Origin of the sequence: Fodinibius salipaludis (assembly GCF_002287075.1) — a bacterium.
GTDB classification, from domain to species: Bacteria; Bacteroidota; Rhodothermia; order Balneolales; family Balneolaceae; genus Fodinibius; species Fodinibius salipaludis.
Window position 1 is genome coordinate 386267 of sequence record NZ_NSKE01000001.1, and the last position, 16487, is coordinate 402753.

The window sequence follows — 16487 nt, forward strand, 5'->3', positions numbered from 1 at the left end:
TTATACCTTCCGCTTGATTGGTTCTCAAATATAACCCAAGAATATTTATTAACATATGGAGACATTTGATCAAATTATTAGTTGGCTTGTAGATCTTATCTGGAATACACCCGAAGCCATGCCTGCCATGGTTGTAATTTTATTGGCCTTCGGAATCTATATAACAGTACGTTTAGGCTTTATTCAAATTAGAAGATTCGGTCACGGACTTAAAGTAGTAACCGGCTTTTATGATGATCCTGAAGATGAAGGAGACATCAATCACTTTCAAGCTCTTACTACCGCCCTGTCAGCAACGGTGGGAATTGGTAATATTGCCGGTGTGGCACTTGCTATCCACTATGGTGGGCCGGGTGCATTATTCTGGATGTGGGTTACAGCCATTTTTGGGATGGCAATAAAATTTACCGAGGTGACTCTGGCTCAAGAATACCGCGGCACCAATCCTGATGGCACGGTCTCCGGCGGACCGATGTACTATATTGAAAAAGGACTTGGAGAAAACTGGAAATGGCTGGCGGTATCGTTTGCTATTACTGCTGCTATTTGTGCATTTCTAACCGGTAATGCTGTACAGGCCAATACGGTTGCCGACGTCATGAAAACGGATTTTCAAATTCCCGTTTGGATTACGGGACTTATTACAGCGAGTTTAGTAGCGGCTGTTGTTCTTGGAGGTATTAAGCGGATCGGAAAAGTTACCTCGCGCCTGGTCCCGTTTATGGGCATTCTCTATGTATTGGGTGCACTCGTAATTCTGCTGATCCACTACGATGCTGTTATTCCTTCATTTATAGCTATTGTCAGTAATGCTTTTAACCCAACAGCCGGTGCACTGGGTGTTGGATCCGGAGCGCTAATATTTACATTAAGCTACGGTGTACAGCGAGGTTTGTTCTCTAACGAGGCGGGACAGGGATCAGCCCCTATCGCCCACTCTGCTGCCAAAACTGACCAGCCTGTTCGTGAAGGTGTTGTTGCACTGCTCGAACCTTTTATTGATACACTTGTCATTTGTACCATGACCGGCTTAGTTATTATTTCTACCGGTGCCTGGGATATGCAGCACAAATCATCTATCGACCCCACTGCAGATACTGTCTCCTACACGTATACTGAAACTACTGATAACACAGAACAAACTGGAGATGCTCCCGTGCTTTATTTCGAAGATGGAATACCAACAAATGGAGAAATGACGCACTACAAAGCTCCCGTTGATACAATGTTTGCTGATGAAGCATACAACACGCCATTTAACGGTCGTATTGAATTATCGCCACGACAAAACGAGGACGGATATCGAGGAGTAGCTGTTTACTCTTCTGATGATGCTCAGTTAAGCAACCTCCACGGTGGCGTCGTACAAAACGGTGCTCCATTAACCGCAGCTGCTTTTGAACGGGGATTAGCACCCATTATGCCAGGGGGCGGATATCTGGTAACCTTTGCAGTACTACTGTTTGCTATATCAACCTCCATCAGCTGGAGCTACTACGGCGACCGCGCTGCGCAGTACCTGTTCGGCTTTGAATCTATTTTCTGGTACCGATTAGCCTTTGTTGGTATGCACTTTTTCGGTGCTGTTGTTACGCTCACTACCATCTGGGCATTTGGCGATGTGATGCTTGGTCTAATGGCCTTCTTCAATATTATTGCACTGTTTGCCCTCTCAGGAGTTGCCTACAAAATCACTCAAAAATACTTTGAAAATCCAGATGTATAACCACAGCTATTATGTCTGATTTCAAAAACGTAACACTTATAAAGCATCCCGTAGTAAATCGCGATTTGACCATCCTGCGGGATGTCAATACCAATATTTCTGAATTCCGAGCAGCTATTAAGCGTATCGCTATGATATTAGCCTATCATGCGCTTAAAGAACTGCCCCAAACAACATTTGAGGTTGAAACACCTATCCAAAAAACAACCGGTTACGATATCGATCAAGGGGTGATGGTTGTTCCAATATTACGTGCCGGACTTAGCCTGTCGGACGCTCTGCTTCAATTTATTCCCGATGCACGAGTTGGTCATCTGGGAATGGAGCGTAATGAAACAACACACCAGCCTGAAGACTACTACTCCAATATCCCGGATGGCGTTGAAGATGATATGGTGCTTGTGGTAGATCCCATGCTTGCAACGGGTGGAAGTGCCCACGATGCGCTTTCATTTTTAGAGGATAAAGGGGCACAACATCTTCGTTTTGTATCGTTAATTTGTGCACCCGAGGGGTTACAAAAACTCGAAGAAGAACATCCTAATGTACATACCATAACAGCAGCCATCGACGACCACTTGAATGATGATGCCTTTATCGTACCCGGATTAGGTGATGCAGGTGACCGATATTTTGGAACAACATAACAACCTTTTCTTTCTTGTCTTATGCCTGCTTATTATAGCGGGCATTTCTTCGTGTGGAGATCTTTCGCAGGAGGAATCGCAACAGGTTAATGACGCCCTGAAAGATTCTCTCACCTCCTCCACAGAAACTTGGGATATGGATATGGAAATTATGGAAGATGGGCAAAAGAAGGTCCGGATATGGGGTTCTTATGCAGCAACTTATGCTAATGATGATCAAAAGGAAACTCGTATTAAAGGGCCGGTTACTGTTCACGTTTTTGATTCAGTGGGAACTGTAAAAACAAAAGTATTTTCAAACAGGGCTGTATATAAGCCTGAAGATACGATCTTTGAACTATTTGGAGATGTCCAGGTAGAAACAAGAGATAATCGTCATCTCGACTCAGAGTATTTGGAATGGAATCAATCCAGTAATAACATCAGTACACCTAAATTTGTCATCATTAAAACCCCTACCGACAGCATTGCAGGAACCGGCTTCGAAGGCGATACTGACTTGGTGGACTATACCATAAAAGAACCAAAGGGGCGCGTAACCGTTGATTAAATGATCCACAAAACTATCCGGATATCACATAAAATCATTCTACTGCTTTCATTCTTAGCAGTTCATTTAATTGGATGGAATCAGGATATCCAAGCACAAAACCAGGTTAATATCTTGGAAGCTGATAGTATTCAAGGTGGACAGTACGAAGGTGAACGAGTGCAAAAAATCCTGGGTGATGTACATCTGAAAAGCGAACACATGGAGATGTACTGTGACAGTGCCTACCAATTTGTCAATAAAAATGAGATTCGTGCTTTCGGTAATATCCAGATCGAAACCGAGACCGAAAAAATTTGGGCAGATACCCTAAGATACTATACCAACGTTGATTTTAGTCAGCTGCGCGGACGGGTTATTATTGAAGCGGAAAGCAGTACCCTCTTTGGAAACAGCGTTGATTACCGCTTTACAACCAAAGTGGCCAATTTTCTTGATGAGATCCGGCTCGAAGATCAACGGGGTACCTTAGTGGCAGATTCGGGATTCTACTATCGAGAACCCGACAGTGCAAAATTCTATGGCAAAGTCCAGCTATCCGATTCTCTACAGTATCTTGAAGGGGACTCCCTGTTCAGCAATCGAGAGACTAAATATTACGAACTCTACGGCGATATTTTTGGAGATGACCGTGAAAACGATTCCATGATCAAGGGACAGTATCTGGAAGCTGATTCTACCGGACGAAGACTCCTCGAAGGTAATGCCTGGCTCAAAAGTTTTCAACAAGATACGGCCGACACTGCTCAAACCGATACTACACACATCAGGGCTAAAACTATTTTATCGAAGGAACAGCGTACCCCAACCGATACCACAGCCATCGTATTTGGATACGACAGCGTGCGCATCTGGTCCCCTTCTTTTGCCTCCGTTTCAGACACTTCAAAATATACCGACAGCACCGAAACGTTTGAACTCTGGTCCAATGCAAAGTCTTGGCATAAGCAAGTGCAACTAACCGGACCGTATATCAGAGCTAAAATTATCAATGGCGATATTGACAGTTTAATTTCTCACCCGCGGCCCTTTTCGGTTCAGCAAGACACCTCCATCGATCGGCTCAATCAAATTACCGGTGATACCCTCCACGCTGATTTTAAAGATGGTGCATTGAGTGAAATTTATGTCTTTGGAAACTCCAAACTGCTCCGCTTTACGAAAAATGATCAGGATGAACCTGATGGGGCCGTGGATTTATCGGCACCAAATATTCGCATCTTTTTTGAGGATGGAGAGCTTGCAAGGATGAAAGCTATCGGTACCGTCAACGGTTCGTATCTGCCTGAAAGTGAACAAACAAAAACACGTCGACTGGATGGCTTTAGCTGGAATCCCGAACAACGACCTCAGCGCCCAAAGGAAAAAATGAAGCGACGTTTTCAGCCCATTCGAGAAGAACTCTTTTTTGAATTGCCGCCTCGATTTATCCGACATCTCAAAAAAAGCCATCCCGATAGTAAATGGCTGAAAAAGGACTAAGATGTACAGTACTTTCGAAGTGCTGTACATCTTTTGAGTATCCTGTCAGTTAAGCTTCCTGCATGTCCATCGTCTCTTCCATAACGCGCTGCTGGATATCATGCGGCACCTGATCGTAATGCGAAAACTCCCGACTATACCGGGCACTGCCTTGGGTTATGGATTTAAGCCGAGTAGCGTAGTGATCGAGCTCCTCCAGCGGGACCTGGGCTTTAATTTTCTGTATCGACCCCTCCGAATCCATTCCCATAATCTGTCCGCGCCGAGTACTGATATCGCTCATCACATCTCCCATATAATTAGCCGGAACCGTAACCTCAATATCATAGATAGGTTCCATTAGCTTGGGTTTTGCATCCAAAAATCCCTTCCTGAAAGCCATCAGCGCCGCTGTACGGAATGCCGCATCATTGGAATCCACGGAGTGCATATCCCCATCATACACCGAAATTCGCAGATCCCGAACGCGACAGTTACTTAGCGGACCGGCTTCCATTTTCTCCATGATCCCCTTGAGGATGGCTGGCATAAAACGGTTATCAATCACACCGCCTACGATACAATTTCGAAAGATGAGTTTACCGCCCCATTCCAACTCTATTTCTTGCGTATCGCGTACCTTTAGATCGTTGTGCTCAGGCATGTTATCCGTCAACGGTTCCATCAGCATCGACACGGCAGCATATTGTCCCGCCCCACCTGATTGCTTCTTGTGTTTGTATTCCGTCCGAACGGTTTTAGTAATCGTCTCACGATACGGAATTTTCGGCTGTATATATTCCAGTTCGAGATTAAACCTCGTTTCCAGTGCATATTTGATCACTGCCAAATGCTCTTCCCCCTGTCCATGAACAATGACCTGCTTCAATTCCTGGCTGTGCTCGATCTTCATGGAAGGATCTTCACGCTGCAGCTGATGCAGAGCATTACCCAGCTTATCTTCCTCTCCTTCCTGTTTTAATTCAATAGCCGTACGTATTACCGGCTCGGGAAAATGAATCGGCTCAATAGCTACTTCACCATCTTTGGGATGCAGTGTATCATTAACGCCGGTATTCTTCAATTTCACAGCCGCTGCCAAATCTCCGGTTGGTATCTTATTAGCTTCCACCCGCTTATTGCCATTTATCCAGTAAAGTCCCGACACACGCACACCGTTTCCCGTAGTATGATTGACAAGATCTTGTCCCGATTTTACCGTGCCACCGTAGGATTTGAAATAGAGCATATCTCCCACGTGCGATTCTGAACTATTCTTCCAGATAAACATCAACGGATCGGCATTTGTATCCAGCTTAATATCTTCACCCTCAACAGATTTGGGAAGATTGGCCTCAAGGGGGTCCGGAGCCACATTTCCCAAAAATCCCATAACGCGTCCCGTGCCCATATTTCGTTTGGCACAGCAACAGAACAGCGGAAATATATCCCGATTCAACAACGACTGATGGAGCCCTTCCCGCATCTGGCTTTCCGTAAGCTCTCCCTGCTCCAGGTACAAATCCAACAGCGTTTCATCATTTTCTGCCACCGTCTCCACCAATTCGTTGTGCAATAGCTCGGCTTGTGATTTATGCGAATCAGGGATTGGTAACTTGTCGGGCTTGCCCCCATCCTCCGGAAATTCATACATCGTCATTTTTAACACATCAATAATAGCATGAAAATCTTCGCCCTCACTGTAGGGATACTGAACCACAACTACTCCACGACCAAATCGCTCCTTGGCCATATCTACCGTCTTCTGGAAATCAGAATATTCGTTATCTGGTTTATTTACAATAATGAGCGAAGGAATGTTATACTTTTCGGTATATTTCCAATGCAGTTCTGTGCCCACTTCCACCCCATATTCGGCATTTAATGCAAATATTGCCGTATCGGCCACTCGTAACGCCCCAACAACTTCTCCGATATAATCGGCCGTGCCCGGCGTATCAATTAGATTTATTTTGCTCCCTCTCCAATCCAGATTTAATAGGCTTGAAAACACAGACTTTCCTTTTTCGTGCTCAACTTCATGATAATCTGAGGAAGTATTTTTTTGCTCAATGGAACCGCGTCTCTTCTTACTACCGGATTCAAACAGCATCGTTTCTGCAAGTGTAGTCTTGCCCGACCCGGCATGTCCCAACAGTACAATGTTTCTGATTTTTGATGGCTTGTAAACATTCATAGGCTACCTCCGTTTTTAGGGATGTGGGAAATCACCAGAGCACTCTTTCATAATACCATAGTAGTGATATTTTTTAGAAATGTTGATATGTAACATGGCTTTTTTAACCATTGCTCACTCCGGTGCGTTGTATTGTCTTTAGACAAGTAAGGCAAAAAAAGATTTGAACTCAATACTTTGTGTTAAATTTGGTAACATTAGCTGCGGATTCCATCAAAACACAAAAACCATTCATGAAAAGTATTCTACTTATACAAACGGGCGGCACTATTGCCATGGATGCCAGCGAGGATCAAAAGCCAACGCTAAATCCCCAAAAATGGACGGAGCTGATGTACCAAGCCATCCCCGAACTTTCAGAAATTGCTGATATAAAAATGGAGCGTCTCTTTTTCGAAGACAGTTCTGACATCAACAAAAAACATTGGGCAGCTATAGCAGAATTCATCCGCAGCAACTATGAGGATTACGATGGGTTTGTAATTCTACACGGCACCGATACTATGGCTTATACGGCATCGGCACTTTCATTTGCCTTACAGGGATTGGATAAACCGATCATTCTGACCGGCAGCCAGGTTCCCATGAGCAACATCCGCAGCGACGCTCGGCGAAATCTGGTTAACGCTATTGAAATGGCAACAATGTCACTCCCAGAAGTGGCCATCTGTTTTAATGATTTTGTCTACCGCGGCAATCGGGCGACCAAAATGAGTATCGGTGATTTTGATGCCTTCGCATCCCCCAACTATCCGCCCTTGGCAGAAATCGGACTCAATATTGATATACGCGATCACGTGCACACTCCTTCAGAGTCGTTAGAGGTAGCAACTGGTTTTTCTGAACAGGTTTTTCTCCTTAAAATCTATCCCAATTTAAATCCCGATTTTCTGAGCCAAATTAATTTTGGTGACAATCGTGCACTCATTATCGAGGCGTTCGGGAGCGGAAACTTTCCCATTCACGGTGACCAAAGCCTGTTACCGTTCTTCAAAAAATGTCTTCAAAATGATATTCTATTAATTATTACTTCCCAGGCTGCGTATGATGCTGTAGATCTGAACAATTATGAAAGTGGACGCAAAGCCCTGGAGATTGGAGCACTCAGTGCTAAAGATATGACAACCGAAGCAACCCTCACAAAAATAATGTATCTTCTTGCCAAGCATGACGATAATACAACAGTAGGCCAGCAGTTTAACAGGAATTTAGTTGGAGAAATGACGGAGTAATTATGTTTTTTGTTTTTGATGTTGAAACCATCCCCGATTTTGAATTTGTTCGCCAGGTTATTGAAAATCCCGAGACAGATGATGATGAACTACTAATACAGGCCAGCGAAGACTTAGCGCGGAACTCATCGGGATTTCTACCGCCAATGTACCACAAAATGATCTCATGGGTAGGTCTTTGGATTGAAAATAACGGCATGCCGAAACAAAAAGTGGGCTGGCACGGCACCGATGAAAAAGAGGGGTTAAAAAAACTATTCGACGCCCTCAGCACCTATAAAGACTTCGGGTTGGTGCATCACAACGGCCGCGGCTTTGACCTCCCGTTGCTCACTTATCGTGCCCTTAAACACGGGCTACAGATGCCGAAACGCCTGAATCACTACGATATTAAATATCGTTACAGTAACGACAATGTCGATCTGCTTGATGAGTTTAGCAACTACGGAGCCAGCTCGTGGCCCAAGCTTAAGCACCTGGGCTATCTTATTGATATCCCCTTTAAACAAACCGGTGAAGGCAATGAAGTACTTAAAATGTTCCGTGAAGATCAGCTGGCTGAAATTGAGCACTATTGCTATGAGGATGTAATGGCAACCTATGTTGTTTGGCTACACCTGAAATATACTGTCGGTGATATTGACAAGGAGTTGTTCGATAATCTCAATGACCGCGCAATGAATAAGCTTAAAGAAATACAGGATGGAGAATAAACTATTTACCTGTCCATCCGATATTAAGTTCAGTCATTGGATAGCACTTTTCCTAAAATAGGACAGGGACTACAAAGTAAACGATCCGTAGCAAAGCCTACCTTCGCCGAACCTTTTCAACAGAAAGTAAAAATTATAGCAAATGGCTACGTGCAGCCATGCTACGGATCGAGATGAGATTGAGTTGAATATTTCTACTCAATACTCACCTCTCACTACTCAAAACTATTCATTCTATATCTTTGTCCCGTCTTCAATTATTTCACCTTTTGGAATAATCACAATTCCATCAACTACGTGGTAGTGTTCGTATTCCCCGTCTTCGAGATGATCTCCGCCAGCAATTCGTACATCATCCCCGATTTTAACATTCTTATCAATAATGGCATTACTGATAAAACAGCGCTGTCCAATACCCATGGGAGGATTATCATCCGTGCTTTGCTCGATCTCTTCCTGCGATTGAAAGAAATCGTTCCCCATAATTATGGAGTGTTCGATGGTAGTACCCTTTCCTACTCGTGATCTGATACCAATGATCGATCGCTCAATTCGGCTGGCCTCAACTAAACAACCCTCTGCTAATACTGAATGATCAAAAGTAGTTCCCGACAGTTTAGATGCGGGAAGCATGCGAGCATGGGTGTAAATAAAATCCTCATTGTCGTACAGGTTAAATTGAGGCAGATCGTCGGTAAGTGCCAAGTTTGCTTCAAAAAATGATTTTATCGTTCCAATATCAGTCCAGTAACCGTCAAACTCATAACTTTGCACCTGATAATCCTCTTTAATGGCCTCGGGAATAATCTCTTTACCGAAATCGGTTGCATCTTCGTACTCAGCAAACAAATCGTTGAGGATATCTTTTTTAAAGATATAAATCCCCATCGAAGCCAAATATACTCGACCATCTTTCTTAAATTTCTCCGGGGTTTCAGATTTCCACTGGTCAAGGTCATCATAATCCGGTTTTTCGACAAAGCTTTCAATAAAGCCTTCTTTATTTGTTTTCATTATGCCAAATCCGGTTGCGTCTTCAGCAACAACGGGAATAGTACCAATCGTAATATCGGCATCATTATCTTCGTGCTTTTTCATCATCTTGCGATAGTCCATTTGGTAGAGCTGATCACCGGATAAAATTAGCACGTGTTCATGGCTGTGGTTTTCCATGTGATGAATGGATTGCCGAACTGCATCGGCCGTACCCTGATACCAGTTTTTACTTTCAGGAGTCTGCTCAGCTGCCAAAATGTCCACAAAACCCCTACTGAATACATCAAAATTATAGGAATTTTTGATATGACGGTTTAATGAGGCAGAATTAAATTGGGTGAGCACATATATACGACGTACACCAGAGTTAATGCAGTTCGAGATGGGAATATCCACCAGCCGGTACTTACCAGCTACCGGTACCGCCGGCTTCGACCGCATCTTGGTTAATGGAAATAAGCGAGTTCCCTGTCCACCACCTAAAATAACCGCAATTACTTTTCTACGCATAAATACTTTTGTCTATAAGTTGATTATTGTTCAATCAGCTCGGTATACATTTTAATATATTCTTTGGCCGAGGCATTCCAAGAAAAATCAAGATTCATAATTCTTTTTCGAACCCCCGCCATTTTTCGCCCATCTTTAAACAGATCTATCGCTCGTTGAACGGCATCCTGCGCCGCATGAAAGGTAAAATCGTTAAAGGTAATTCCGTACCCTTCATCTTTGCTAATATCAACGACGGTATCTTTTAAGCCACCAACATTACGCACAATAGGTACAGTTCCATAACGCATACAGTACATTTGGTTGAGTCCGCACGGTTCCACGCGTGAGGGCATAATCATAAAGTCACTGCCAGCATAAATCTGATGCGCCAGTGGCTCGTTATAATCCAAAGCAGCATCAAAATAACCGATAAAACGATTACTCATCGATTCAAACTGATGGTGCAGCTCACGATCGCCCGTACCCAGAACAATAAAATTGACAGATTGCTCAGACTCTAATAACGAACGGAATAGATCTGGCAACAGATCGGCTCCCTTCTCATAGACTAGTCGACCAATAAATGATATCGTTGGATACTGTGGATCCAGACCAAACTCTTCGCAAAGCACTTTCTTGTTTTTACGCTTACCGGCTGCCGTTTTTCGTTTGTTAAATGAATGCGCAATCATCGGGTCGGTTTCCGGATCCCAGACATTGGTATCTATGCCGTTGATAATGCCGCGAGACTTCTGTTCTTCGTTCTGAAATAACCATTCCAAGCCGTTACTGTTATACGATAGCTCTTTCATATATGACTCTGAAACGGTTGTTATTTGCCAGCATGTTTTAAGTCCGGCAGCCAAACAGTTCAATTTGCCATCCCAATCAAGCAAGCCAAAGTTCTGATCATCAAAATTGGGTAACAAATGAGCTTTACCTCGATCATAGTCACCATGGTATTCCGCATTATGCACCGTAAGTACAGTGGGAATATGTTTTAAATCATTATAACGATAACATTGGGTGAGCATAAAGGGCATCAGTCCGGTATGGTGGTCGTGGCAATGCAGCAGATCGGGCTTTTCCTTGATCCCGTTAAACCAGTCTAACACCGCAATTTGAAAACTGGCAAATCGCTCAAAATCATCCCAATAGCTATTCCCCGTGTCAGCATCAGTATAAATACCGGGACGATCGAACCGACCGGGAATATCTACCACATACAATGGAAAGCCCAGCGTATCTTTTGCCTCTCGCTGTATCGAAAACTCAAACTGCCAGTCCCCCAGCGGCGCACTACCCTGCAACACTGTCTCAAAGGTATGCTCCTTCATCCATTCATTAGCATATTTAGGCATCACAACCGACGCCTCGGCCAGCTCATCATTAAGATACTTTGGCAGCGCCCCAACTACATCTGCCAATCCACCTACTTTTGCAACGGGATAACATTCGGCACTTAGATGGAATATTTTCATTTTTGAAATAATGTTAGAAATAACTTTTTTGCAGATCAATATTTTGCTACAGTTAGATTATGTTGAAATAATCAAAACTTTATGGTTCAATCAAAATCTTTCTTTATAAGTAACTTTATCCTACCTTCAGTGAAAAATAATCATCAATCACACATATGGCAGTAATTGAAGTAGATAATATTTCGAAATCGTTTGGGGATACGCGAGCTGTAAAAAATGTAAGTTTTGAAATTCCAAAAGGCCGCATTTTTGGATTACTTGGTCCAAATGGTGCCGGTAAAACAACAGCTATCCGTATTATCAACCACATTCTTATTGCTGACAGTGGTACCGTAACCATCAACGGTTATCCCGTAAGTTCGAAAACGCAGCGCATGATCGGCTACATGCCCGAAGAGCGTGGGTTGTACAAAAAAATGAAGGTGGGTGAACAACTCATTTATCTCGCACAACTCAAGGGATTGTCACACGAAGAAGCCCAAAAGAAAATCCGTTACTGGCTCGACCGCTTCGAAGCAAGCGCCTGGTTCGACAAAAAGGTCGGGGAGCTCTCTAAAGGCATGTCCCAAAAAATACAGTTTATCGCTACGATAGCGCATAATCCCGACATCTATATCTTTGACGAACCGTTCAGCGGTCTTGATCCCATCAACAGCGAAATGCTTAAAGAGATCGTCATTGAACTGCGTGACAAAAGTAATACCATTCTATTTTCGACCCACCGAATGGAACAGGTTGAACAGATGTGTGATGATATCTGCCTATTTAATAACGGCAAGGCCGTATTGAACGGAAATCTGCGCGAGATAAAACAGCGTTATGGCAAAAACACCATCAATATAGAATTTGAAGGTGATGATGCTTTTCTGGATGAACTCCAGGAAGTACGCATTAACAACCGATCAACCAATTATGCTGAAATCCGCGTCCTCGACGGGCAATCCATGCAGAATATCCTCAAAAAAGCGATGAATCACGCCCAAATTTATAAGTTTGAACGTGTCGAACCCTCGCTTACCGAAATTTTTATCTCCACCGTTGGTGAAGATAATATTAATCCAAAAGAATTGAGCTAATTCATGAGTTTGCGTCAGATTTTACTCGTACTAAAGCGGGAATACGTAACCCGCATACGTTCTAAAGCATTTATCCTTGCTACTGTTTTAATTCCACTGGGGATGATTGCTTTTGTCGGTATCGTTATCGGTATCTCGGTATGGGACTCCGATACCCAGCAAACGATTGGTATTGCAGATCAAACCGAAGTGCTTTATCCCCGGCTGGAGGAAATGGCTCCTGACCGTTATCAAAACTTATCTGAGCTAACCGAAGACTCGTTAAGAACACTTGTTCAGCAAGAAGAAATTGACGGATTCATCGTTTTGGGCGAATCCCATGTTGAGGGGCAGGAAGATCCGGAATTTGTATCCAGCGGTAGCGGAGGACTCAGTCTCCAAAATACGCTGCGCACTGATTTACGCGAAGTTATACGCAATGAGCGACTCAAACGAGCCAATGTATCAGAAGATGTGCAAGAAATTTATGCAAGTGATATTGCCTTAACAACAACAAAACTCACCGAAACAGGCAAGGAAACCGAAGATGATACTGGATTTCTTACTATTGTAGGAGTTATTATGGGGGCTATCATTTTTGGAGCTATTTCCGGATATGGGGGACTCATTACCCGAAGTGTAATCGAAGAAAAAACCAATCGTATTATTGAAGTTATTGCGTCCTCAGTAAAACCCATCGAACTCCTTTTTGGAAAATTAGCGGGCATAGGAGCGTTAGCTCTTACCCAAATGACTTTTTGGGTTGCTTCTCTACTGGGACTTGCCGCTGCGACAGGCCCGTTAGCCGGAATGTTTCTTAGCGAGCAGATGTCGAATATGCCCGAAACATCCCAAACAGCGTCGGCCCAACAAGGCATCAATCCCGAAATGTTCTCGATTCCCACCATTGAACCTTCGCTGATCATCTACTTTGCCATCTTTTTTATCCTCGGGTACCTGATCTACGCTTCCATTTTTGCGGCCATCGGTTCAGCCGTAGATTCTGAAGCCGACACCCAACAGTATATGTTTCCCGTCATGGTTCCTATTTTTGTGGCCTATATTATTATGTTCCAAACGATGAACAATCCTGATGGTACCCTTTCAGTTGTTGGCTCACTAATACCTCTCTGCACTCCCATCGTTATGATTACCCGTATCGCCATAACGGATGTTCCGTTCTGGCAAATTGGACTCTCAATGTTATTGATGATCGGCACTTTTATCGGAACAATGTGGCTGAGTGCAAAAATTTATAGTGTAGGTATTCTCAGCTACGGCAAGAGTACCAATTGGAAAGAACTGTTAAAATGGGTTAAACAGGGATAATAAATTTTACTTAAATCCTCAGGAATTCTTCAATTAATATTTTTCTGCATTTAAAATGCTTAAACAAGTTTACTATAAATTAGACCCTGAGAATTTTTGACCTTTAGTTATAGAATATCCTTTATTTTTTGATGGACACGAGCATCATATTCATCCTGCCTGTAATCCATTAAAAACTGCCGGATTTCATCATTCATATTCTGCCCCATTCCCCGTACGATCAAAAACCGAATGCGCGGATCGGCCTCTTCAGCTAACTCTTGACCACGGTTCAACCAATTGGAAGCCGCATGGTCATGCTGTATTAAAAGCTGCAGCGCAGCACTACGAATATCATACGAATATTCACTTTCTGTAAAAAGATTGGCTTGGTCTACAGCATCTTCAACTTGTCCCATGTTGGCCAACTCTTTAATGGCAAATATAGATTGATGTCCCACCGTATCTGCCTGAACAATTGACTCCACAAATCCGCTAAATGATTCCTCATCCATCACAGCCGTCAATACTTGCATCGATTTTTTGAACATTGGCATTTCATTAGCTTGTTGAGCCATCGCCTGTACCGTATTAACGACCGTACTGTTTTGGGGATAATTTTGCAGGGCCATCAATCCTGCCTCACGAATAACTTGATGATCACTCTTCAGCGCATCCAAAAATGCTTGTTCCGTACCGGATGCACCATCCGTGATATCCGCCATGGAGAGCAACAGTCCCGCCTCTACTTTAGGCTCCAGATCCTGTTTCATAAAATCCTGTATAGCCAGCTGCAGGTCGGGATTTTCGGTATGATACCCCAATTTACGTGCTGCTTTGGCACGCTCCTCGACCGTTTCTCCGTTACGAAGTTCACTAATTAAAAATGAGGAGGGCTTAAACTCGTCGAGTGTCAGTGTCGGATAATCTTCATAAGACAATTGCAGCGTATTAATCGTCGGCTGTACCTGCAGTACAATAGAATCTTCCTTACCCGTAAATGTCACTTCCGAAGTATCCACTTTCCCGGGATATATCTCATACGCTTCTATTGTGGTGAGTTCTCCAAAATAACCTTGAGTAGCTTCAAATTGCAGCTTAAGCTCCCCTTCCGCTTCGTTAAAATCGTAATAAACTTCGTAAGCTACTGAATCTCTTTGGGATGATTCCGCACTATCAAAGGAAAATTGCGGACGTTCAAATAATGGTTGACCAATATGATCATACCAAAAGTTTGCATACTCTTCCCAGCTGATCACGGCACTGAGTTCCAGCATTTTTGTTATCGAATCCCGCATAAATACTGTCACAGATTCATTCTGCCATTCACCAATGCCCTTTTGCCAGCTATTCCATTGCTCTGATCCAAACTGCGAATACAACGAATGGCCAAATCCTTTGGGCTGGTCTTTACTGCTCAAAATGCTGCTATCCGGCAACAACTCTTTGAAAAGAAGTGTCTGACTCAGCGTAATGGCATCGGCCTGGTTCCACTGCCGCTCACGCTGCTGTACTCCAAACCACTGACCGATTATTCCACGCATCAATTGGGTATCCAAATCTCCGCGATTCTTATACAAAAATATAGTTGTGGCACCCCATGATTTTTTCTCTCCGTTGTGATCTTCTAATACTACAATCTGCAGTTGTTTAAAAGGATATTCTCGCTGCAATTTCTCCTCTACTGATGCCAGATAATCTTGTGCATTCTGTAATACTGCCTGCGGATCAATTTTACTGTCGAGTGACTTTGCAACAGCTAAATTTATTTTCTTTTCACCGTAACCGGTTGATTGGTTATCAAAACCTCCGATAGCAAAAGATAAACCGGAAGCCGGCACTTCTTTTTGTGATGCAAACTGATAACGCATAGCATCCACCGAAAGCACCTCTTCACCTACTTTTTCTCCCGTAGCCCATACCTGTATTCCTGATGGAACGGAAATATTAAATATCGTTTTAAACGTTACCTGCGGATGATCTACAATGGGAACCCAATGGCGTTGTGCCTTTGGCAGCTGAGAACTCCATATCGTTTCGTTGCGATTTTGGAGTACCCCAAACTGCGGACGACCTGAATATCTGATATTTACCTCATACTGCGATCCCACTTCCGCAGAATCATTCACAGGGATAAACAGCGAATCATTCTGGAGCGAAAAATCTGCTGCCTCTCCATCCACCGAAACATTGCTTATATCCAGATGGGAAGCATAAAGCGTCAGTGTATCGGCGCCACTTATATTCGCCTCAACCTGATATACAGCCTCTCCATCGATGCGTAAGTTCTGGGGCTGTACCCCCAAACTAAGTTCTAAATTGACGAAGTTAAAATCCAATTTTGGATAAGGTTCATGATCAAATGACTGCGCCTTCAAATCTGAGACCATCAACATTATCAAACCGGCCAAAAAGAGAACGCGAGGTAGGAAAGCAATACGATTTCTACACATGAGCAATATCAAATTAAGTATTTAAAAGTCACTTCTAATTTTTGGTTACGTAATATAACGCAGGAATATAAGGAGTCTTATACTTTCCGATAAATCTAAGTGGAGCTTTTTTAATTTGTTCCCCATATCGGCAAATGATTAGCCATGAATTTCTGTTAAACTGATGTGCAAAAAGT

12 protein-coding genes are annotated in these 16487 nt (G+C 43.3%); 8 read left to right on the plus strand and 4 right to left on the minus strand.

Features of this window, described 5'->3' with window-relative positions; translation table 11 throughout:
* The first annotated feature begins 55 nt into the window (after positions 1–55).
* The 4 genes from CK503_RS01545 to CK503_RS01560 are packed head-to-tail and all read left to right on the plus strand — an operon-like array spanning position 56 to position 4405.
* Entirely contained in the window at positions 56–1726 is a 1671-nt protein-coding gene (locus CK503_RS01545) for an alanine/glycine:cation symporter family protein (RefSeq protein WP_095605017.1), read from the plus strand.
* An 11-nt stretch (positions 1727–1737) separates the two neighbouring features.
* Positions 1738–2373, plus strand: a complete 636-nt coding sequence (upp, locus tag CK503_RS01550; RefSeq protein ID WP_095605018.1) for a uracil phosphoribosyltransferase — start codon at positions 1738–1740, stop codon at positions 2371–2373.
* Positions 2360–2923, plus strand: coding sequence for an LPS export ABC transporter periplasmic protein LptC (lptC, locus tag CK503_RS01555; protein ID WP_176466181.1), 564 nt, complete (start codon positions 2360–2362; stop codon positions 2921–2923). The genes upp and lptC overlap by 14 nt, the downstream gene beginning before the upstream one ends.
* The gene (locus tag CK503_RS01560) at positions 2924–4405 is read left to right on the plus strand and encodes an OstA-like protein (RefSeq protein ID WP_095605020.1); all 1482 of its coding nucleotides are present in this window, start codon (positions 2924–2926) and stop codon (positions 4403–4405) included.
* A 49-nt stretch (positions 4406–4454) separates the two neighbouring features.
* Here the strand turns inward: CK503_RS01560 and CK503_RS01565 are convergent, their stop codons facing one another.
* Positions 4455–6581 carry an elongation factor G gene (locus CK503_RS01565; protein ID WP_095605021.1) on the minus strand — a complete coding sequence of 709 codons (2127 nt, stop codon included), beginning with the start codon at positions 6579–6581 and terminating at the stop codon, positions 4455–4457.
* Positions 6582–6814: 233 nt separating this feature from the next.
* Between CK503_RS01565 and CK503_RS01570 the strand changes: the two genes are divergently transcribed.
* Together CK503_RS01570 and CK503_RS01575 are read left to right on the plus strand one after the other, a co-directional pair.
* Positions 6815–7813: an asparaginase gene (locus tag CK503_RS01570; RefSeq protein WP_095605022.1), complete on the plus strand. Its 999-nt coding sequence runs from the start codon at positions 6815–6817 to the stop codon at positions 7811–7813.
* 2 nt (positions 7814–7815) lie between these two features.
* The gene (locus CK503_RS01575) at positions 7816–8526 is read left to right on the plus strand and encodes a ribonuclease H-like domain-containing protein (protein ID WP_095605023.1); all 711 of its coding nucleotides are present in this window, start codon (positions 7816–7818) and stop codon (positions 8524–8526) included.
* A gap of 234 nt (positions 8527–8760) precedes the next feature.
* Here the strand turns inward: CK503_RS01575 and CK503_RS01580 are convergent, their stop codons facing one another.
* Together CK503_RS01580 and CK503_RS01585 are read right to left on the minus strand one after the other, a co-directional pair.
* Entirely contained in the window at positions 8761–10032 is a 1272-nt protein-coding gene (locus CK503_RS01580; RefSeq protein ID WP_095605024.1) for a glucose-1-phosphate adenylyltransferase, read from the minus strand.
* A 23-nt stretch (positions 10033–10055) separates the two neighbouring features.
* Positions 10056–11495 carry a glycogen synthase gene (locus tag CK503_RS01585; RefSeq protein ID WP_095605025.1) on the minus strand — a complete coding sequence of 480 codons (1440 nt, stop codon included), beginning with the start codon at positions 11493–11495 and terminating at the stop codon, positions 10056–10058.
* Positions 11496–11650: 155 nt separating this feature from the next.
* Between CK503_RS01585 and CK503_RS01590 the strand changes: the two genes are divergently transcribed.
* Together CK503_RS01590 and CK503_RS01595 are read left to right on the plus strand one after the other, a co-directional pair.
* Positions 11651–12571, plus strand: a complete 921-nt coding sequence (locus CK503_RS01590) for an ABC transporter ATP-binding protein (RefSeq protein WP_095605026.1) — start codon at positions 11651–11653, stop codon at positions 12569–12571.
* A gap of 3 nt (positions 12572–12574) precedes the next feature.
* Complete coding sequence (locus CK503_RS01595) at positions 12575–13879, plus strand: ABC transporter permease (RefSeq protein WP_095605027.1); 1305 nt, start codon at positions 12575–12577, stop codon at positions 13877–13879.
* Positions 13880–13986: 107 nt separating this feature from the next.
* Here the strand turns inward: CK503_RS01595 and CK503_RS01600 are convergent, their stop codons facing one another.
* Complete coding sequence (locus CK503_RS01600) at positions 13987–16311, minus strand: hypothetical protein (RefSeq protein WP_095605028.1); 2325 nt, start codon at positions 16309–16311, stop codon at positions 13987–13989.
* Positions 16312–16487 lie beyond the last annotated feature (176 nt).